At 31.1% G+C, this 20,761-nt stretch carries 17 protein-coding genes; 5 read left to right on the forward strand and 12 right to left on the reverse strand.

The window, feature by feature from the left end; translation table 11 throughout:
• Positions 1–8 precede the first annotated feature (8 nt).
• From RDK80_RS14945 to RDK80_RS14960, 4 genes are all read left to right on the forward strand, one after another.
• On the forward strand, positions 9–293 hold the full coding sequence (locus tag RDK80_RS14945; RefSeq protein WP_094898836.1) for a phasin family protein: 285 nt from the start codon (positions 9–11) through the stop codon (positions 291–293).
• Between the two features lie 45 nt (positions 294–338).
• Positions 339–1,919 carry an AarF/UbiB family protein gene (locus tag RDK80_RS14950; RefSeq protein ID WP_308524728.1) on the forward strand — a complete coding sequence of 527 codons (1,581 nt, stop codon included), beginning with the start codon at positions 339–341 and terminating at the stop codon, positions 1,917–1,919.
• A 283-nt stretch (positions 1,920–2,202) separates the two neighbouring features.
• Positions 2,203–2,883, forward strand: coding sequence for an ABC transporter ATP-binding protein (locus tag RDK80_RS14955; RefSeq protein WP_216559645.1), 681 nt, complete (start codon positions 2,203–2,205; stop codon positions 2,881–2,883).
• Positions 2,883–5,522: an ABC transporter permease gene (locus tag RDK80_RS14960; protein ID WP_308524729.1), complete on the forward strand. Its 2,640-nt coding sequence runs from the start codon at positions 2,883–2,885 to the stop codon at positions 5,520–5,522. Before RDK80_RS14955 ends, RDK80_RS14960 begins: the two co-directional genes overlap by 1 nt.
• A gap of 259 nt (positions 5,523–5,781) precedes the next feature.
• Here the strand turns inward: RDK80_RS14960 and RDK80_RS14965 are convergent, their stop codons facing one another.
• From RDK80_RS14965 to RDK80_RS15015, 11 genes are all read right to left on the reverse strand, one after another.
• Positions 5,782–6,945, reverse strand: a complete 1,164-nt coding sequence (locus RDK80_RS14965; RefSeq protein WP_256310727.1) for a hypothetical protein — start codon at positions 6,943–6,945, stop codon at positions 5,782–5,784.
• Positions 6,946–6,968: 23 nt separating this feature from the next.
• Positions 6,969–8,618, reverse strand: coding sequence for an amidohydrolase (locus tag RDK80_RS14970; protein ID WP_256310728.1), 1,650 nt, complete (start codon positions 8,616–8,618; stop codon positions 6,969–6,971).
• The gene (locus tag RDK80_RS14975; RefSeq protein WP_256310729.1) at positions 8,605–10,008 is read right to left on the reverse strand and encodes an APC family permease; all 1,404 of its coding nucleotides are present in this window, start codon (positions 10,006–10,008) and stop codon (positions 8,605–8,607) included. The genes RDK80_RS14970 and RDK80_RS14975 overlap by 14 nt, the downstream gene beginning before the upstream one ends.
• A 108-nt stretch (positions 10,009–10,116) precedes the next feature.
• A complete protein-coding gene (locus RDK80_RS14980; RefSeq protein WP_216559656.1) occupies positions 10,117–10,815 on the reverse strand; it encodes an aspartate/glutamate racemase family protein in 699 nt (232 codons plus the stop codon).
• Positions 10,816–11,109: 294 nt separating this feature from the next.
• Complete coding sequence (locus tag RDK80_RS14985; RefSeq protein WP_256310731.1) at positions 11,110–11,679, reverse strand: M15 family metallopeptidase; 570 nt, start codon at positions 11,677–11,679, stop codon at positions 11,110–11,112.
• 205 nt (positions 11,680–11,884) lie between these two features.
• Positions 11,885–13,912: a sigma 54-interacting transcriptional regulator gene (locus RDK80_RS14990; protein ID WP_308524730.1), complete on the reverse strand. Its 2,028-nt coding sequence runs from the start codon at positions 13,910–13,912 to the stop codon at positions 11,885–11,887.
• Between the two features lie 363 nt (positions 13,913–14,275).
• Entirely contained in the window at positions 14,276–14,545 is a 270-nt protein-coding gene (locus RDK80_RS14995; RefSeq protein ID WP_256310733.1) for a CD3324 family protein, read from the reverse strand.
• Positions 14,546–14,665: 120 nt separating this feature from the next.
• On the reverse strand, positions 14,666–15,475 hold the full coding sequence (locus tag RDK80_RS15000; RefSeq protein ID WP_256310734.1) for a GNAT family N-acetyltransferase: 810 nt from the start codon (positions 15,473–15,475) through the stop codon (positions 14,666–14,668).
• Positions 15,476–15,647: 172 nt separating this feature from the next.
• Positions 15,648–18,245, reverse strand: a complete 2,598-nt coding sequence (clpB, locus tag RDK80_RS15005; protein WP_256310735.1) for an ATP-dependent chaperone ClpB — start codon at positions 18,243–18,245, stop codon at positions 15,648–15,650.
• A 191-nt stretch (positions 18,246–18,436) separates the two neighbouring features.
• Positions 18,437–19,384, reverse strand: coding sequence for a DnaJ C-terminal domain-containing protein (locus RDK80_RS15010; RefSeq protein ID WP_308524731.1), 948 nt, complete (start codon positions 19,382–19,384; stop codon positions 18,437–18,439).
• A gap of 118 nt (positions 19,385–19,502) precedes the next feature.
• Complete coding sequence (locus RDK80_RS15015) at positions 19,503–19,655, reverse strand: aspartyl-phosphate phosphatase Spo0E family protein (RefSeq protein WP_216561432.1); 153 nt, start codon at positions 19,653–19,655, stop codon at positions 19,503–19,505.
• Between the two features lie 154 nt (positions 19,656–19,809).
• Here RDK80_RS15015 and RDK80_RS15020 point away from each other — a divergent pair, with 154 nt between their 5' ends.
• Positions 19,810–20,205, forward strand: a complete 396-nt coding sequence (locus RDK80_RS15020; protein ID WP_216561430.1) for a helix-turn-helix domain-containing protein — start codon at positions 19,810–19,812, stop codon at positions 20,203–20,205.
• Between the two features lie 199 nt (positions 20,206–20,404).
• Here the strand turns inward: RDK80_RS15020 and RDK80_RS15025 are convergent, their stop codons facing one another.
• The gene (locus tag RDK80_RS15025) at positions 20,405–20,554 is read right to left on the reverse strand and encodes an aspartyl-phosphate phosphatase Spo0E family protein (protein ID WP_094898820.1); all 150 of its coding nucleotides are present in this window, start codon (positions 20,552–20,554) and stop codon (positions 20,405–20,407) included.
• Positions 20,555–20,761: the final 207 nt, after the last annotated feature.

Here is a 20,761-nt window from a genome sequence, read left to right on the forward strand (position 1 = left end):
GAATTACTATGGAAGATATGTTAAAGAAAGTTTTTTTAGCTGGTATTGGTACCTTAGCTTTAACTTATGAAAAAGCTAATGAAATGGTAGGAACACTAGTGGAAAAAGGTAAAATCACTGTAGATCAAGGTAAAGAATTAAATGAAGAATTGAAAAGAGTTATAAACAATAAAGAAACTACTAAAAACGATAAATCTGATTTAAAGGAAATATTAAAAGAGTTAAATCTAGCTACTAAAGAGGATATAGCTAATTTAGAGTTAAGAATTAACAATTTAGAGAAAAACCATTAGTTTGGGGGGAGTAAATACCTTGATTTTTTCAAGGTATTTTTCAATATGGAAAATAATTATACTAAACTACGATTTAAAGAGATTATTTCTGTAGCAATTAAACATGGATTTAAAAACGGAATTGGAAATCCTAAAGAATTAAGGGTAGTCTTAGAGGAATTGGGACCTACCTTTATTAAAATTGGCCAAATATTGTCTACACGGCCTGATATATTACCTAAAGAATATATAATAGAATTAGAAAAACTTCAAGATAGTGTAAAGCCTGAAGATTTCAGCGTAATGAAAAAAATTATTGAAGCAAACTTAAAGAGAAGTATATCCGACGTATTTTTAGATTTCGAAACTACCCCTTTGGCCTCTGCTTCTTTAGCTGAAGTTTATTTGGCAAGGTTAAAAACAGGGGAAAAAATAGTGTTAAAGGTTCAACGCCCTTTTGTAAGGGAAAAAATTCTAGCCGATATCAATATTTTAAAGAGATTATCACCTTTTATTAAATTTACAACAAAAAATGAAGTCCTTGATGTTAAAGAAGTTATTGAAGAAATTAAAATTGCTACAGAAAGGGAACTGGATTTTTTAAATGAAAAGGAAAATATCAAGAAATTTAGTTCAAATAACAAAGATATAAAATATATCAAGGGTATTGTTGTTTACGAAAGATATTGTACTTCTAATATGATAGTAATGGAATTTATTGGTGGAATAAAAATAGATAATATTTCTACTTTATTAGCAGAGGGTTATGATACTAGTGAAATTGCTAAGAAGCTTACTTATAATTATTTTAAGCAAGTTTTTGAAGATGGATTCTTCCATGCAGACCCCCATCCAGGAAATATTTTAATTCATAATAATAAGATTGGGTTTGTTGACTTCGGGTTGATGGGTTGCTTAGATTTAGGAATTAAAAAGAAGTTTAACTCATTTTTAGAAGGGGTCGCCACTAACAATATTGATCTAATGACTAGTTCCATCCTAAGTATTGGTATTAAAAAACATGAAGTTGATATAAATAAACTTTATCAAGATATAAATTTGATTTACAATACATATATAGAAGAATCAATATACAGATATGACTTAGCCCAAATTTTAGAAGAAGTCATAGTTGTTTGTAAAAAGAATAATATCCTTATGCCTAAAGATGTTATTTTACTAGCAAAAGGGATTTTAACTTTGCAGGGAGTTTTAGCTAAGATAGATAAAGACTTAAATATTATGGATATTGCTCTTCCTTATTTTAAAAATAAAATAATAGAAGATAAATTAAAAGATTATGACTTAACCTTATTAGGCAACAAAATTTTCTCCGCCGGAAAGGCCTCTTTAGATTTACCTTTAAAGCTTTCACAAATTATTGATAGAGGGTTGCAAGGCAGATTAAAATTAAACTTACAGTTTAAAAATTCTGATGAAAACTTAAATGAAATTAATAAAATGGTAAATAGAATTATCTTCTCTGTTATTGTGGCAGGACTGCTAGTTAGCTCTTCCTTAGTCATAAATGCTAATGTTGGATTAAAAATTTATGGTATATCTGCAATAGGTATTGTAGGCTATTTAGGTGCTGGATTGGCTGGTTTTTTACTTCTAATCTCAATATTAAAATCAGGAAAATTATAAAGCTGAACAAATAAATTCCCTTTCTTTGGTATCGATCCAAATTAAGGGAATTTTTTATGAAAAAACTTATAAAGGAACATCTGATGTAGATATAGGTCTATTGAAGAAAAAGAAACTACAGTGATTGCTACATTTTACGATGGCAAAAGTATTTATAATTTAAAAAAGAATTAATCTGACAATATTGTAAGATACAAATCTAGTTTGAAAGGGAAATCAATAGGATGATTTCCCTTATTTTTATATAGTATAACATGAGCTAATAGAGAAAGGGGAGAATACTTTGGAAATATTAAGAACTGAAAATCTTACAAAAACTTATGGAATAGGTGATACAAAGGTCACTGCATTGGATAATTTAAATTTGACAATAAGCAAAGGACAATTTGTTTCAATAATTGGATCGAGTGGATCAGGAAAATCTACACTCCTGCATATGTTAGGGGGAGTAGATCGCCCTACAAAAGGAAAAATATATATCGAGGACACTGATATTTCATCAATGGATGAAACTGAATTAGCTTTATTTCGCCGACGAAAGGTAGGACTAATCTATCAGTTTTACAATCTTATTCCCACGTTAAATGTAGAAAAAAATATATTATTACCCATGCTGTTAGATGATATAAAACCTAAAAGAGAAGAATTTGATAAGATTGTAAAAATGCTTGGTTTAAACGAAAGGCTTAATCATCTACCAAATCAACTTTCAGGAGGTCAGCAACAAAGAGTTGCCATAGGACGATCATTAATTTATAAACCCTCCATTATTCTAGCAGATGAACCTACTGGAAATCTTGATAAAAAAAATTCGGAAGCTACTCTTGAGATGTTAAAACTTTCAAATAAAGAGTATAATCAGACTATTTTGTTGATCACTCATGACGAAAAAATTGCATTGTCAGCAGATAGAGTGATTACAATCGATGATGGCAGAATTGTGTCAGATGAGGTGATTAAGTAATGAAGATTATGAGCGAATATACATATCACCATGTGAGAAAGAATAAAAGACATACAGTTTCTATACTAATTGCTATTACAATTGCTTCTGCATTGCTATGTTCACTAAGTATATTTCTACATTCTATATGGCAGACAAAAGTATCCTCAACAATTGAAAAGACAGGTTATTGGCATGGGGAATTATGGGGCTATACATCTGGTGATAAATTAAAATATGTCACAGAAAATCCTGAGATTGAAACCACCATGATTAAAGGACCGTGGGTTACTGCTAAACTTTCCAATGCAAAACGCCCGTATCTATTAATGAGAGATGCAGATACAAATTTTTGGTTGGACATGGGTTTAAAAAATACTCTTACGAAAGGCAGACTGCCTAAAGAGCCTGGAGAAATTGTTGTGCCAAAAGTATTTTTCTTGGATAATCCTTCGTATAAAATTGGTGATAAGTTAACTCTTCCTATAGGTGATCGCATGTTGGGGAGTGAAGTAATTGAAACTCAATCTGCTAAACAATCAAAAGAATTAGACGAGACTTTTAAGACAACAGGAACTAAGACATATACCATAGTTGGAGAATTAGATATTTCTAGTACTTCTGCATACCTTGGATATTTTGCCATGGGATACTTGGATACTTCACAAATTCAACCTGAAGATGAACTTACGGTTTATATGCGTTTTGTGAAACCTCGTAAAATCTATGAAACATTACCGCAGATTGCGGAATCTACGGGATTAACCGAAGATGAATATGGACAGTATGCAGTTAGGTATAATACACATCTATTAAAATTATATGGGATTAACAATAAAAGTAATACAAACATTCAACTCATTATGGTGCTAGTAATGGCAATAACAATAATTTTATTAGTTATGGGGGCATTTATTCTTATTATCTATAATGCATTTTCTTTATCTGCTAACAGCAGAATTAAGGAGCTAAGTATTCTAAAAAGTTTAGGAGCAACTCCAAGACAAATTAGGTATTCTGTTCTCTATGAAGGACTTTTGCTCTGGATTATTCAATTGCCAATTGGTATCATGATAGGATATCTATTTAGTCATATGGTGTTTTCTAAAGTTAATGAAATTCTTAGTGTTACAGAAGATTATATGAATATATATGTTTCCTTTTCATGGGTAGTAGTTATTTTTTCTATCATCATCTCATTGATTACCGTTTTAGTTTCAGCATATATTCCAGCAAGAAAAGTGGCGAAAGTATCAGCTATTGCAGGGATACGTCAAAATAGTACTAAAGTAAAATTAAAAAAACAAAAATCTCACTCAATAATCAAAAAAATATTTGGTATAGAAGGTGAAATATCAAGCGCACAGTTTTCAGCTAGCAAAAGGACTTTACGTACGGCTATCCTATCTCTTTCAATGTGTTTTATCTTAGTAGCAGGGTATATTAACATTATGTCCATCTACAATTTGGCCAGTTCTACCAATGAAACGCCTAAACATGATATGAAGGTTAATCTAGATATTATTGATGAACCAAGTGATGAGATGATAAATGAAATTATTTCCGTGCCTGAAGTTAGGGAGAGTATCGTTAGAAGACAGGTACGCACTTCAACCTATGTAACATCAGAACAGGAGTCAGATGTTTTCGCTGAATCTGGAGGGTTTGATGAGGTAGACCTCAAATATAATGTATTGAGTGAACAAGGAAAGCATAGAATTATAGTAAATTTAGTTGGATTAAGCGATAAATCATTTAAAAAGTATTGTGAAGAAATTGGTGCTGATGTTGAGGCATATTATCAGGATGGTATGATAACAGGAGTATTGTTAGATAGCACATATCATAGGCCAGATAATTCAAAAGTTGTGGAAAAAATACCATTATTAAATATAAAAGAAGGACATGAGCTAGTTTTATATGAAAAAGCAGAAAATTACATGAATACAAATTATAGATTTAATGTTCAAGTGGGCCATGTTACAGAGATTTCTCCCAGTGAACTAAGAATGCATAGATACAACTTAGCCTTTATAGTTCCTATGAAAACTTATGAGCAAATAGTTAGTAATTTTATGCCAGAGCGTATGCGTGAATACAGTATTATGTCAATTGATTTATTAGTGGGTGATGAGGCTAGTCCACGTGTGAAGGAAAAACTAACACAGATTTGTAGTTCTTATCTTGGATCCGATGATTTTAGTATATGGACTCTATTGGAAGACAAGAATCGTGAAGAACTGGTTCAAAAAGCCGTAGGCATTAGTGTTTTTGCTGTAGCCTTATTGATTGGGATAATTGGTATTTTTAACGCTTTTTCTACCATTTCCAATAATCTTAGACTACGCAGAAGAGAATTTGCTATGCTTCGGTCAGTAGGATTAACACCAAAGGGATTAAATAAAATATTGATGTTAGAAGGTTTGTTCTTCGCATTAACACCGATTATTGTTAGTATCCCAATAGTATTATTTATTTGTTGGTTTATGTTAAGATTAACGCCAATCACATGGCCTGAGTTTATATCTGTTTTTCCAGTTGGGCCAATTTTAACCTATGCTACTCTTATAATCGTATCTATAGTTTTAGCCTATTGGGTTTCTTCAACGTCCGTTAAAAAAAGTAATGTAGTAGAAGCAATCAAAGATGAAATAGTATAATACTAGAACCTGCTATAAAAACCGGTAAATTGATAGTAATTAAATCCATCATCTACCGGTTTTTGTTATGATTTAATGCTTTCATACTCTTTAATATTTCGATAAAATGTATTATTTTTAAGATTTAGATACTCCATTGATTATAGGGTAGTATCAGCAAAATGAGAACTTACAACGCGAAGCAATTTTTGATACTATAATTAAGTTTTTTAACAATGCTAAGTAATATTTAAGGGAAGTTGTAATTTACAGAAAAATCTCAGCAAATTCTATCTATGGCACCAATGATTATTTCCTTATATCCATTAATATCATCTACACTCAGCATAGGTATTTTCCAATATTTTATATATTCAGTAGGCACTAATAAGGATATAACCGCAGCATTATCCGGTACAATCCCAGGGGATCTAACCACTTCATGTAAGCTGTTGGACATAAAAGTAACCCCCCCAGCATCCTCACTAATCAATTTTGCCATATCTGCAAGTATTTCAACCTTATCTGTAGAATCATCTACTGACTTTAATTCTTCTCCCAATCTAATAATTTTATTAGCAAAATCCACCGTAGCCTTTGCCAGCTGTCCCTTCTCTTGAGGAAGCGAATCCGTAAAATATATATAAGGAATTCCAGCTTCTTTAGCAGCTTCAGATAATACTTTCGCTAAAAATAGGTTATCAAGCCCTTCTTGAGCACGAAATAAAAATGTAAGTTCTTCAATATCATCAGATACCTTTGGTATATATGCCTTACTTTCTACAATAATAGTAGGAATATTATCAATTCCAATGCTTTTCATCAATTCCCCTTTCACTCCAATAGCAGTATTACCTTCATTATCTTCATTGGGACCGATTCCCCCTTCAGATCCGTTAATATTTAATAGCAGTGAGACAGGAATCCCATTAATATCAGCAATCATTCCAGCCATTTTATCAATTCTTCCAGAATATTTTTGAGAAGTTATATGAACCTTATTAGGATTCTTTTTATGGAAGGAATCTAATACTGCTAATGCTATGGCACCCTGCAAAGCAGCTGGGACCTCCATAACACCTTGACCATACATACGTCCAAATGCTTTTATTGCCGTTCTTTGTGTATATATCCCATCTTCATCAACAGCTCTATTCATTAACTCTAATTCCATAGGTGTTATACCACGACGACAAAATGTTCTTCCAATCCCTCCCCCATAAGTCTCTACTACCATATCCCCCTTTAAGAGGTCTCCTTTAACATGTTTTATACGTGTATCTACATTTAAAACTTCTCTCATTAAGGAAGCAACTACTGCAAATCCTACAGAATCATCTTGAACGAAAGAACTATGACTATGCACATGTCCTACGCCCACATGCCCTACAATGGCGATTTTGCTTTTGGTTTTATTTGAAATAGTAATGATATAATCTTTCATAACTTTGTCCTTCATCATTATTTTTATTTTACAGCAAATTTTGAATCATAAACTAACTTTCCATCTACATAAGTTTTAACTACCTTTGTGTCAAGAATGTCCTCTTCATAGGATAAATTAAATAAATCTTTATCTAATATAATAAAGTCTGCCAACTTACCTTTAGTAATTGTTCCTTTGATATTTTCTTCATTCGAGGCATATGCACCTTCAACAGTATAAGCATATATTGCTTCATACATATTCAATCTTTCATTAGGTAAATATACTTTCTTCTGATTTCCATTAATATTCTTTCTTGTTACTGCGGTATATATATTAGCCATAGGATTAAAAGACTCCACTGGACAATCCGTCCCAAAAGGTATATGAATACCTTTATCCATCATAGTTTTCCATGCATAAGAAGTCTGCGCTAAATCATAACCAACTCGATCAATAACTATATTCATATCATAGTCAATGAAAATAGGTTGGATAAAAGCCAATACATTTAATTCTTTAAATCGTTCTAATATTTCTTCATCAGTAATTTGACAATGAACAATTCCATGTCGTATATGATTTTTGGGATTTTTCTTCTGTGCCTTTTCAATGGCATCTAATGACATCTCTATAGCCCTATCACCTATGGCATGTATAGCTACCGGACAATTATTTTCATGAGAAATCATTACCATATTATCTAAATCTTCTTGTGTAAATATCTCTAATCCTTTAGTTGATGCGTCATCTGCATATGGATTTCTCAATGCTGCTGTACGAGCTCCTAGGGATCCATCACACAATAGCTTTATAGAAGTTATACGATATCTATTGGTCCCCCACCCTGCAGTATAACCTTTTTTAAAAAATTCTTCAAGTGATGGAGGATTCTCAAATAAGCATTGTTCTCCTATACGAACCTTTAATTGCCCAGCCTTCTCTAACTCCTCAAAAGCTTGAAAAAGCAAATCATAATCCCTGCTAGGCATATATCCGATATCATCTGTTTGTACTGAAGTTAAACCTGCTGATAATAATCTCTCCTGTGCATCTACAACTATCTCTTTAGTATTCTCTAGATTCAAACTAGAAATTTTAACCTTAATTCTTTCTAAAAGGCTCTCTTTAATAACTCCATTTGGTTCTCCATTAGGTAATAATTCTACTAAATCTCCATATTCTTTTGCAGTTTCTTTATTTAGACCAATGTCCCTCATAGCAGCAGTATTAAGTACTCCTATGTGAAAACATGCACGCATAATAATAGTAGGTACATCACCTGTTATCTCATCTAAATCAAATTTATTAGGAAATCTTTTTTCATCCTGGAAATAATCTTGATTCCATCCTTCCCCTTCAAGCCAATTTTTGTCTTCTTTAGTTCTATTCTCCATTGCAGATTTTATACGAGTCCTGATTTCATTTATACTAGTAGTTCCAACTAAATCAACACTTCGTAAGCTCTTAGCAAGATGTATAAAATGCATATGAGAATCATTTAATCCTGGAATCACTAGATGCCCTTCTAAGTCAATCTCTTCCTTTGCGTTTCCATGTTCCCTCAAGTACTCATAAGCACCATTTTGTGTGCCTACATATACAAATTTGTTTTCATTTATGACCATTGCCTCGGCTTGAGGCAATGTAGAATCCATAGTTTGTATGTTACCATTTTTAAATAGTATCATTACCTAATCCCGCCTCCCTTTTATTCTTTTTATCAAAATATATATAAACTAAAGCTCCTAAAGCTGGAACTATAAAGCCAATTAATGCAGTAACTGGATCTTCAACAAATGTATTGATCATTAGTCCCGCAAATATTAGAACTGTTATTATTACTGTGATTGGATATCCCCATACCTTATAAGGTCTATCTAAAGATGGAAATCTCTTTCTGTAAATAAACACGGCTAAAATACATAAAACATTAAAAAACATCCCTATAAAGACTACCATTGATGTAAGTTGATCAAGACTTCTCGATAGTACTAAAAGAACTGAAATAATACATTGTCCTATTAAAGATGCAGTTGGAACCTTATATTTAGGATGCAATTTTTTATAACTCTTGAAGAAGTGACCCTCTTCAGCCATTGCATAATATGTTCTTGAAAAGGTTAAAATCATTCCATTAAGTGAACCAAACATAGAAACAACCATACCTAAAATAACGATTATTCCTCCAACATTACCGAAAATAGTCTTGGCAACTTCAGTACCAAGGTAAAAGTCTCCACTATTAATCATAGAAACCACCTTCTCATGTGGTAATACTTTATAAATAGAGTAGTTAAATAATGTATATAAAATTGTAATTCCACCAATAGCAATAATTAAAGAAAGAGGTAAATTTTTCTTAGGGTTTTTCATTTCTTCTGCTACGGTATTTAAGTTTGTCCAACCTTCATATGCCCATAACGTAGCAACTGTAGCAAAGGCTATCATTCCTATTATACTACTAAATGTAACTGTATTTCCACCAGCTGGAATAAGACTAAGATTAGGGGTTTGCCTACCAAATATTAAAGCTCCGCCCATAATCAATATAATAGGTATCAATTTGGCAATCATTGAAAGGTTTTGTAAAATAGAACCTTTTTTAACGCCAAAATAATTATAAGCCGTAAGCATAACTATTAATCCAATAGCTATTACTTTAATAGCAATATCACTAAGATCAAAGAAAGCTCTTAATGCTGTTGGAAGTGCAATAGCAACAGCTGAAATAGACCCTGCTCCACTGATAAGCCAGCTTCCAAAACCATACATAAATCCAACCACAGGATGATAAGCTTCGTTCAAGTAAACTACCATTCCACCTGCTACAGGACGGGATGCTCCTAATTCGGCGAAACAGAGACCTCCAAGTAATGAAATTAATCCTCCTATTATCCAACATAGTAATGAAAGTCCCATACTCATACCTGTTCGCTGCATAACATAGGAGCCTAGATAGAAAATGCCAGATCCTATCATAATACCACCTATAATACTTACACCACCAAAAACACCAATCTCCTGCCTAAATTTAGCATCATTTGCTTCGTTTTCATTTAGCTTCTGCTCTTTTTCCATGTATTTCCCTCCTATTATAATATTTCATAGCAATTTATATAATAATATAATTTGCTAAAATACTACTCTCTGACTTTTAATACATACTTAAAATCATATCAATAAAAATTAAGATGATATACAGGAATTAATTTTACCAATTTCTACACACCGTTTAGCTAATATGAGAATTGGATCAATGTATTTCTGCGGGGCTCCTACCCTTTCTGCTAGGATAGGTAATTCGGTACATCCTAAAATTATTGGTATATCCTTATTTTCAATATATCGATTTATGAGATTTTCAATTTCCATAGGATCTACATCAAATTTTGAAGATTTAACATCATATATCCAATCCATAATTGTCTGTTGATCTACATCATTAGGCTCTATTATATTTAAATTAAATTTTTCAAATATATTTTTATAGATACCAGATTTATATGTACCCTTTGTCGCTAGAAGAAAATAATCCTTATGCCCAAATTCTTCATTTAGATAAGCCGCCGTTTCATATACCATATTCAATATCTTTACCTTGCTATGTTCAACAATGTCATTATAAAAATAATGAGCTGTATTACATGGTATTGCTATATAGTCTGCTCCCATCATTTCTAACTTCAATATAGACCTTATCATTTCTGTAATAGGGTTCTCTCCTGAACCAAAAATATAAGCTGTTCTATCAGGTATTTCCACATTGCTATCAATTATAATATGCAAATGTTCTTGATCTCTATCTGCGGGTGTAAGATCAATAATTTTTTTAAATAAATCACAAGTAGCAGCAGGGCCCATCCCCCCCATTATTCCAAGAATCATTTTAATCACCTCAATTTAATAAGCTAATTACTTATATATGCAAATTATATGCCACCGAATAATTACTTTAAATTTCAAGTACTTGTGAATATTAAATCGATTTTAGGGTAACATTTCATCCTATTATCTAACCCATTTTCCCTTAAGATTTGATTTACCTTTCTCAACATAAAGATTCTACTTTTTAGTTACTATCCTCAATTTATCAAAACTCTATATTAATAAATAAAGTCTAGAGTATAGTTCTTTAGAATTTCTTCATAAACACTATAATCTAGACTTTCAGAATTTATTTTATTCAAATTGAATATCAGAATATGGCGTAGGATCATTTGTTATATCATTAAAATGCCACCATTCATAATCATAGCCTTCAAATCCAACACTTTCCATTATATCCCTTAAATACTCTGCATTCTTTTTAGCTATTGGTGGTATTTTATCACATTTTAAACCTGCCATCTCAGTGAAATCATCAAATTCAGTAGGCATCTCAATTTCATTACCATCTAAGTCCAATAAAGTTATATCTACACTCATTCCATTCATGTGACTATATTCAAAATCTATTGGCTTACTCATATCTGGTGGTGTAGCAACTAAATTATTATCTGGAATAATCTCATACATTAACCTTTGGGCACTTATAGGTCTATATACATCCCAAACCTTTACCCTGTATCCATCACGCTTAAATATTTCTTTTGCTTTGATTAGCAATTTAGCTGTATCTTTATTTATATAGCACTCACTGCTATTATAAATCTTTTTTTGTGTAAAATTATCACTAGTTGCATATTTTAAATCAATAACAAACTCATCATCTAGGTCTAATAATCTAACCAAACTGTCTCTATCATTCATCCTTATTCCTCCCCATTATTCCGAAAATTATTTTATAACATTAATATAATAAATCTATTAACTGTATATGCAAACTATATGCCATCAGATAAACAGTCAATTTTCAAGGATTAACAAGCACCTAAGTTGTTTTAGGGTAAAATTTCTTCCCATTATCTAGCCTGTTTCCTTTAAATTTATTATTATCTCTGAATATATGGGTCATTTATTTAATATTATTTATTGAAGACATTAGCTTGTAACCCTTTTCTGTTAGTACCGTACCTTTCCTTCCAGTATTAGTTTCAACCAAACCAAGAACCTCAGCACTATTTAACAAGCTTCTAATTTTTCCTTCTGTTAAGTCTATATCTTCTTCCTTAGCAAGTTCTGCTAGATATCTTCTCCCCAATCCATTAAAATTCATTATTTTTCTAAGAATCCATATTGTATTGTTTCCTAAGATATCTATCAATATAGAGCCCTCTAACTTATCAGAGCTATGTGTAATGTATTCTGGAAGTTCTCTTACACTTAATTTTTTATCTTTTCTCCAAACATTGGCTATATACTCCATAGCATTTTCTAGCTGTCTGATATTACCAGGCCAATCATATTCATATAATAAGTTTATAGCATCTGTTTCTAATGCATGCTCTATATTACTAATTTTTCCACTACTATATCTCTGCAAAAATAAATTTGCTAATACTAATATATCTTGCTTTCTCTCTCTTAAACTTAACATTCTAACCGGCAAAACATTTAGCCTATAATATAAATCTGCTCTAAAATTACCTTTTCTAACTTCAGATGCTAAATCCTTATTAGTTGCAGCAATTAATCTAACATTTATAGGTATCTCTTTAAGTCCTCCAACTCTCCTAACTTGTCTTTCTTGTATAACCCTTAATAGTCTGCATTGGAAATCTAAAGAAGCATCCCCTATTTCATCAAGAAAAATAGTTCCGCCATGAGCTTCTTCAAAAAGTCCCCTTTTACCACCCTTCATTGCTCCTGTAAAAGACCCCTCTTCATAACCAAAAAGTTCACTCTCTATTAAACTGCTTGACATTGAAGCAAAATTAACTGGTACAAATGGTCCCGAAGCTCTATGAGATGCTGAATGAATAGACTGGGCAAACAATTCTTTTCCTGTGCCACTTTCCCCTTGTATCAAAATAGTAGAATCTGTAAGAGCAAAAGACTTGACTTTATTTATTAAATCTTTCATATTGCTGCTTTTATAAAAAATATCATCAAATGTATAATAATTTGTTCTAATGGCATTTTCTGAAGTTCTTCTACGTATTTCATGCTCATTTTTTTCAATCTCTTCACTTTTTTCAAAAGTATATATGATTCCATCTTCACTACCCTTACCTTCTATAACATTTGATGTAACGAAGAGTTCCTTGTTATGAATTCTGATAATATCTACTTCATCATGACCATTTATTTTTAGTATTTGAGGTAATATATCTTTAATGTTTTTTCCAACAATATCCTCATAGGAGCATTTTAAAATATTACACATCTCTTGATTACTTACTATAACATCACCAGATTTATTAATATATATAATGGCTTTTGCCAAACAATTAGCAACTGTTTCTAATCTGCTACTGATAATTCTCATATCTTTGGCTGTATCATTTATTCTATTTAATAAATTTATTATATGGTTTACATATTGAGAAGAGAGCCTGTCCCCCAAAGCCTTCATTAACCCCAACCTATTAGCTATATCAACTACAGTTACTATATCAATCTGGCGAGTTCCTATATTAATTACTTTCTTTACACCAAAGGGAACAAGATGGGGTTCCCCAACTGTGACAGAAATATCTAGCTCTGGATAGGAAGCTATACCTGGATAATAAGGATAATACTTAATATAGTTGACTCCTAGAGCTTGTAATTGAACCATGGCCTCATGACTAGATTCTGGTCTATCATTAACTAATAGAACTTCTGTCCCTCTAGGTAGATTTAACAATTCTGATATATACCGATGATTTATTACCCTCTGTGCTACAATATATTCTAAACCATTGTCTATTAAATCCTGTATTCTTTTATCCATAGTATTAGGGGATGAAAGAACAACCAATGCATTTGTAGGATCAAAATCTAAATCATCTTCCAGACAATAAGATTTAACTTCGGTATATTCACCAAAAATATTTTCAAGTTGAATAGCCAAGTTAATGGAAGTTACTTTCCCAGGAGTAATCATTATAATTTTCTTCATTCATTTACCTACTTTCCATATAGTAATAGTGACAAATAGTTAAAAATCAATCATAATTTGCCAATATTATATAACAAAATATTAAAAAAGAAAAATGAAAAAAGGCTTTTAACTAGGTATTTGTAATTTGAGAAATCGTTTTTTGGAATTCATTTATCCAAAGTTTATATTAAAAAGATTAAAAAAACAGGAATCTTCCTATATACATAAAATAAGCTAGGTCAGTTATGACCTAGCTTATTTGCTTAAGGGTTTATACTAAAAACACCTCTATTATTTTCAAAATACCATCTCCCTTCTTCTATACTAACCGGTTAATTATATTCTCTCATTTATTATATAAAAATGATATAGAGAGAATAATTATAATAGTTTTTTACCATATACTATTTTTCTAACCGTCTCTTGACTTAAATAATACTCCTCTGACAGCTTACTAATAGAAATACCCTTTTGGAATAATTTAATGATATCTTTATTCCTCTTTTCAATAGCTTCCTTGGAGCCTGTCAACTGACCCCAACTTACTCTGCCGCTTGCTTTAGGTATATATATCAGCCCTCCGTCAATATGTTTTTGCACCTCTTCTAACAGATGAGGTGGTAATAATTCTGCTGCATTTTTGTAACTCAAATATTTGTACCCCCCATAAAAAAGTATTAGATCGATAAATGTGGTTTACACATTTCTTCATAATACCCACCTCCCTTAATATATTTGTTTTAATATTATTTATATATTTAATAATGACTTCTATAATAATTTTTCCATTCTAATTTCTCCTCTGCCTTCAGCTCTAACATATCCTAAACTTTCATATAGATTAATACCTCTATGATTTTCTACATCACAGGCTAAAAAACTTCTTTTTGCCCCATTTTGTTTACCCCATTTAATAGCATATGTTAGCAATAAGCGACCTATTCCCTTACCTTGATATTGAGGGTCTACAGCTACTTCTCTTATCCATAACACTATTCCCTTATCACTTTCAAATCCATATAAGTTAACACAGCATATGCCTGCTATCTTTCCTTCCATTTCTGCTGCAAAAATAAAGGAATTGCTAGATTCATTCCATTCTTTAATCCATTCATCATCTTCACCTGTAAATCCTCTAGAATATCCTATACAATTTCTGGTCACCTGACCTGCTATACTATATTCATCTTCTTTTAACCTCCGTATATTAGAAGTATCATGTTCATCTATAGAAATAACCTTTATATCTCTATTCCAGAAATCAACAAACTCTGCTATAACTCTAAAGCCTTTTTTCTCTAAAAAACTAATAAATTCCTCTGGAATAAATTTTATATGTACCTTTTTTCCAGAGATCTTATTCTCGTCTACTAATATTTCAAGATTATTTAGCCCTGTCATAAATCCCTCTTTAGAATCTGCTGCCCAAAACAATTGTATTGTTTCATCTAGTTCCTTATATAAGAGAATGCTAGTCTCATCTTGATATATTACTTTAGCATCTTTTATATCTTCCTCGTCTATATATTCTAAAGAAGTATATTTATATTTTTTATCTATAATATTATTAATGTTTTCCACTTTTATTCCCCCATCCCATTGCCATACTAAGCAGATAACCTAATTTTATCATTTATCTTATAAGAATAATATAGAAAAAACAATTATAATAATTTTTACCCTTGAATTTAAAAAACTTGGTACAATTATAAAATCTATTTTATAATTGTACCAAGTTAATATAGTTCATAGTTTATTTAATAGTTTCTAAACTTATTTTTAAATTGCCCTGCTCATCACATGAAACTATGACATCATCCTTATCCTTCAAATCTCCTCTAATAATCATTCTGCCAATTTCTGTTTCAAGATATTTTTGCAAGAATCTTTTAACTGGTCTTGCTCCATATTGGATAGAATAAGCCCTGTTTAGGATAAGGTCTTTTGCCTCATCTGTTAGCTCTACGGATATTTGTCTATCTTCTAAGCGGGAGCTAATTTCTTCTATTTGAAGATCTATTATCTTAAATATCTCATCTCTTTGCAATGGTTTGAACATTACAATTTCATCCACACGATTTAAAAATTCTGGTCTAAACATTCTTCTCATTTCATTCATTACTTTATCTTTTGCTGATTCATCTATGCTTCCATCTGGTCTTATACCTTCAAGTAAATATGACGAACCTATATTAGAAGTCATTATGATAACTGTATTTTTGAAATCAACTGTTCTACCTTGGTTGTCAGTTAATCTTCCATCATCTAATACTTGAAGCAATATGTTGAATACATCTGGATGAGCCTTTTCTATTTCATCAAATAAAATCACTGAATAAGGCTTTCTCCTTACAGCCTCTGTTAATTGTCCTCCTTCATCATAACCTACATATCCCGGAGGTGCTCCTATAAGTCTTGATACAGAATGCTTTTCCATATACTCAGACATATCTATCCTTATCATATTTCTTTCATCATCAAATAAAGATGAAGTTAGAGCCTTTGATAACTCTGTTTTTCCTACTCCTGTTGGACCTAAAAATATGAAAGACCCTATAGGTCTGTTTAACTGTTTCATTCCAGCCCTTGCCCTAATTACAGCATCCACTACAGATTCCACTGCTTCATCTTGACCTATTACCTTTTTATGAAGAATTTCACCTAATGATAGAAGCTTTTCTCTTTCTGTCTCAACTAATTTCGATACTGGTATTCCAGTCCATTTAGCCACAACTTCTGCTATTTCTTCTTCTGTGACCTCTTCCTTTAGCATCCTCTCATCTTTTTCATTCTTTTCATTTGCCTCTTGTAGTTTTTTCTCTAATTCCACTAAAGTTCCATATTTTAATTGAGATAGTTTTTCTAAATCATATTTTCTCTCTGCCTCTTCTATTTGTCTCCTTACTCTATCTATTTCTTCTTTAACTTCTTTGACCTTCGATATGCTCTTTTTCTCATCTTCCCATTGGGCTTTCATAATATCATACTTTTCTTTGAAATTTGATAATTCTTTTTCCAGTTTTTCTAGTCTTATTTTAGATCCTTCATCAGTTTCTTTCTTTAATGCTGATTTTTCTATCTCTAATTGAAGTATTCGTCTTCTTGTTTCATCAAGCTCTACAGGCATAGAATCTATCTCGGTTCTTATCATAGCTGAAGCTTCATCCATCAAGTCTATTGCCTTATCAGGTAAAAATCTATCAGATATATATCTATCAGAAAGAGTTGCTGCCGCTATTACAGCACTGTCAGATATCCTTATTCCATGATGTATCTCATATTTTTCTTTAAGTCCTCGAAGTATTGATATAGTATCCTCCACTGTTGGCTCTGTAACTAATACCTTTTGAAATCTTCTCTCTAATGCTGCATCTTTTTCGATATATTGCCTATATTCATCTAAGGTTGTAGCTCCTATGGTATGAACCTCTCCCCTTGCTAACATAGGCTTTAGAAGATTAGATGCATCCATTGCCCCATCAGTTCTACCAGCACCTACTATATTGTGTAATTCATCTATAAACATTATTATCCGACCATCTGATTTTTCTATTTCAGATAGCACTGCTTTTAATCTTTCTTCAAATTCTCCCCTGTATTTAGCACCAGCTATTAAGGCTCCCATGTCTAAGGCAAATATCGTTTTATCTTTTAGCCCTTCTGGTACATCCCCATTAACTATCCTTTGAGCCAATCCCTCTACTATGGCTGTTTTACCTACTCCTGGGTCTCCTATTAAAACTGGATTGTTTTTAGTTCTTCTAGATAGTATCCTGATTACATTTCGTATTTCACTATCTCTACCTATAACTGGGTCAATTTTTCCAGTTTTAGCTTCTTCTACTAAATCTCTTCCAAATCTAGTCAATGCTTCATAGGTAGCCTCTGGATTGTCAGAGGTAATATTTTGATTTCCTCTTATTTTTTTCAAAGCTTCCAGAAATCTTTGCAAGTTGATATTATATTTATTAAATATTCTCTCTGAAGCTGTTGCCTTTTCCTTGAGAAGCGATATATAAATATGCTCGACTCCTACATATTCATCTCCAAACTTCTTCGCCTCTTCTTCAGAATTCAATAAAACTTTGGTATAGATTCTACTAGGATATATAGATCCTCCACTACCAGATTGTTTTGGTAGTTTATCTATTTCTTTCTCTACATCCATTCTAATTAACTCTGGATTTTCTCCCATATAAGATAAGACTTTAGGGATTAGTCCATCATTTTGTGTCACTAGGCCATAGTGAATATGGATTTCTTCTAGTTGTGGATTTCCATTTTTTATGGCCATGTTTTGTGAATTCTGCACTGCTTCTAACGATTTTTGTGTAAATTTGTTTAAATCCATATTTCTCCCTCCAATTTTATCAATTATCAGTTAACAATTAACAGTTAACAATGTTTAATCAATTGTCAATTAACGATTAGTAGCCAAAACCACTTACTCAATTAGAAAACATCAGAATCAATTAAATTTTTTAAAAAATATTGAGCTTTTAATGTTTTAATTGTTATTTGTTATTTGTTAACTGTTCTTTGTTAATTGTTCTTTGCTTCGATTGATATTTCCTTCAATTTCTCATACAGTTTAACTTCCTCTTCTGTAAGGCTTGGTGGATTTATTATATTTATTTCTATATATAAATCTCCCTTATTTCCTTTCATATCTATATACCCTTTTCTTGGTATTCTAATTTTTTTACCAGACGAAATAGATTTAGGAATATCAACTTTAATTTTTCCATCTAGGGTAGACACTACTACTTTATCTCCAAGGGCAGCCTGCCATGGAAACAAGTCCAACTTTGATACTATATCTAATCCATCAAGTCTATTTTTTCCATCCTCTAGAAGGTTTATCTTAAATAAAACATCTCCCTTTATTCCCCATTTTTCACCTTTAACCTTCAATTTTTTCCCGGGCAATATTCCTTTTGGGATATTTATTGACATGGATTTATTTTCTCCGCTTATATTAATGGTAATATTTTTAGTACCTCCATGATAACCTTCCTCTAAGGTAATATTTAATTCTGACTCATAGGATGGTACTTCTTTTCTTGTAGTTTTTCTACCTCCACCAAATAAGTTTCCTAAGTCAAAACCACCTGTTCTCCCACTAGTCCTTTGATTCCCTCCTCCTCCAAAGAACATATTAAAGAAATCACTAAAATCTCCTCCAGATGTGGTATAAGTGTAACTATAGCCATTTCCAAAGTTATCAAACCCATACTGAGATGGGTCAAAATTCTGTCCGTTGGTGAAGTTATATCCAGAGCCAAAAGTATCATATCTTTTCTTTTTTTCTTCATCACCTAATACTTCATACGCTTCATTTATTTCCTTAAATCGTTCTTGAGCTTTAGGATCGTTTGGATTTAAGTCTGGATGATATTTCTTAGCTAATTTTCTATATACCTTTTTTATTTCATCCTGAGATGAGTTTTTTTCTACTCCCAGTATTTTATAATAATCCTTATATTCCATAAAATCTGCTCCCTTTTTATAATTAAATAGTCAAATTCATTTGACCTTCTTTGACCTTTAATTTAATTATACCTATTTTGTTAAAAAAAATCAATATAATATCTATTAATATAACTCGTTAATCTTTGCCCTTTTCTATGCAATTTTTTTCTTTAAAATATTGCACAATTAGTTCATCTAATTCTTGACTTACCTTTAGCATTTTCTCATAGTTTTTAGATTCCATCGTTTGATGTAAATGTTCCCTTAATTCATCAATTCTATTCTTCATTTTCTTCCCCCCGATAAAGTTTATTGTATTTATTATATAATAAGACTTATGTGCAACACAATGTTTTTTATGCATATAGGCAATAATATTTATATGCTATTAGCCAATTTAGTTAAATCGAAGAAATGTATACAGTATTATTGAGGTGGCAAAAATGGATGAAACTAAAAAGACGTTAAATTATAAAGATGTGGGACTAAGAATTAGATTGGAAAGAGAAAAGTTAGGACTATCTCGAGAAAGATTTGCTGAAATAACTGGATTATCGTCATTTTATATCGGTCAACTTGAAAGAGGAGATCGTAAAATGAGTGTCGATACATTAGTGAACATATCCAATGTTTTAAATGTATCAGTAGATTATCTCCTGTATGGGTATACCTATTATATGGAGAATATATGTATTTCAGAGGCTTTTGATGATATTTATAAAGAGTCCATTGATGATGAATTAAAGGAATTGCTGAATGTCTTAAAAGGTAGTTCTAAAGAACAACTATCTCTTATAAAAGATGTTTGTAAACTTATTTTACCTTCTGTTAGAAAATAACTATCAAAATGTTAAACAAAAATAAGAGATTATAATATCTCTTTTATTTGTTTACACTATGAAATTAATAGTTATTATTAAAATTCATCAATACATACAACATTAGTTTGAATATTTTAATCTTCTTTGGCCTTTGATTTAACTAGAATCTTTTTTAGGGAAAAATCAATATTTTTCTTAATTTATATAATAATTTTTCTTATTCTTGTGATTCTGTCTCTTCTTTATAATATTTAATGATAAGTTGATCTAATTCTTCGCTTATTTCGATTATATTTTCATGTGCCATTTCTTTAGACTGCATCTCTTTATATAATTTTTCCCTAATTTTATTTATTTTTCTTTTCATTTTCTTCCTCCCATATGCACTGATATTATTAACATTATACGGCAAAGTATATGTACGTACAATACCTTTTATTATATTTTAACAAATATTTTCTAAAACAAAAAAGACAAAAATACAACTTTCCTATTCATTATAAAACAACCTGTATCTTTTCTCAAAATACAGGTTGTTTTATGTCTTTTATTTATTTTATATATTTATCTATAA

Origin of the sequence: uncultured Tissierella sp. (assembly GCF_902479755.1) — a bacterium.
Classification (GTDB): Bacteria; Bacillota; Clostridia; order Tissierellales; family Tissierellaceae; genus Tissierella; species Tissierella carlieri.

Coding starts and splice junctions, on each gene's coding strand:
- RDK80_RS14950 (WP_308524728.1), top strand. CDS start 339: ATGGAAAATAATTATACTAAACTACGATTTAAAGAGATTATTTCTGTA.
- RDK80_RS14975 (WP_256310729.1), bottom strand. CDS start 10,008: ATGGAAAAAGAGCAGAAGCTAAATGAAAACGAAGCAAATGATGCTAAA.
- RDK80_RS14960 (WP_308524729.1), top strand. CDS start 2,883: ATGAAGATTATGAGCGAATATACATATCACCATGTGAGAAAGAATAAA.
- RDK80_RS14985 (WP_256310731.1), bottom strand. CDS start 11,679: ATGAATGATAGAGACAGTTTGGTTAGATTATTAGACCTAGATGATGAG.
- RDK80_RS15015 (WP_216561432.1), bottom strand. CDS start 19,655: ATGAAGAATAGAATTGATGAATTAAGGGAACATTTACATCAAACGATG.
- RDK80_RS14945 (WP_094898836.1), top strand. CDS start 9: ATGGAAGATATGTTAAAGAAAGTTTTTTTAGCTGGTATTGGTACCTTA.
- RDK80_RS14965 (WP_256310727.1), bottom strand. CDS start 6,945: ATGAAAGATTATATCATTACTATTTCAAATAAAACCAAAAGCAAAATC.
- RDK80_RS14970 (WP_256310728.1), bottom strand. CDS start 8,618: ATGATACTATTTAAAAATGGTAACATACAAACTATGGATTCTACATTG.
- clpB (WP_256310735.1), bottom strand. CDS start 18,245: ATGGATTTAAACAAATTTACACAAAAATCGTTAGAAGCAGTGCAGAAT.
- RDK80_RS15020 (WP_216561430.1), top strand. CDS start 19,810: ATGGATGAAACTAAAAAGACGTTAAATTATAAAGATGTGGGACTAAGA.
- RDK80_RS14980 (WP_216559656.1), bottom strand. CDS start 10,815: ATGATTCTTGGAATAATGGGGGGGATGGGCCCTGCTGCTACTTGTGAT.
- RDK80_RS15025 (WP_094898820.1), bottom strand. CDS start 20,554: ATGAAAAGAAAAATAAATAAAATTAGGGAAAAATTATATAAAGAGATG.
- RDK80_RS14990 (WP_308524730.1), bottom strand. CDS start 13,912: ATGAAGAAAATTATAATGATTACTCCTGGGAAAGTAACTTCCATTAAC.
- RDK80_RS15010 (WP_308524731.1), bottom strand. CDS start 19,384: ATGGAATATAAGGATTATTATAAAATACTGGGAGTAGAAAAAAACTCA.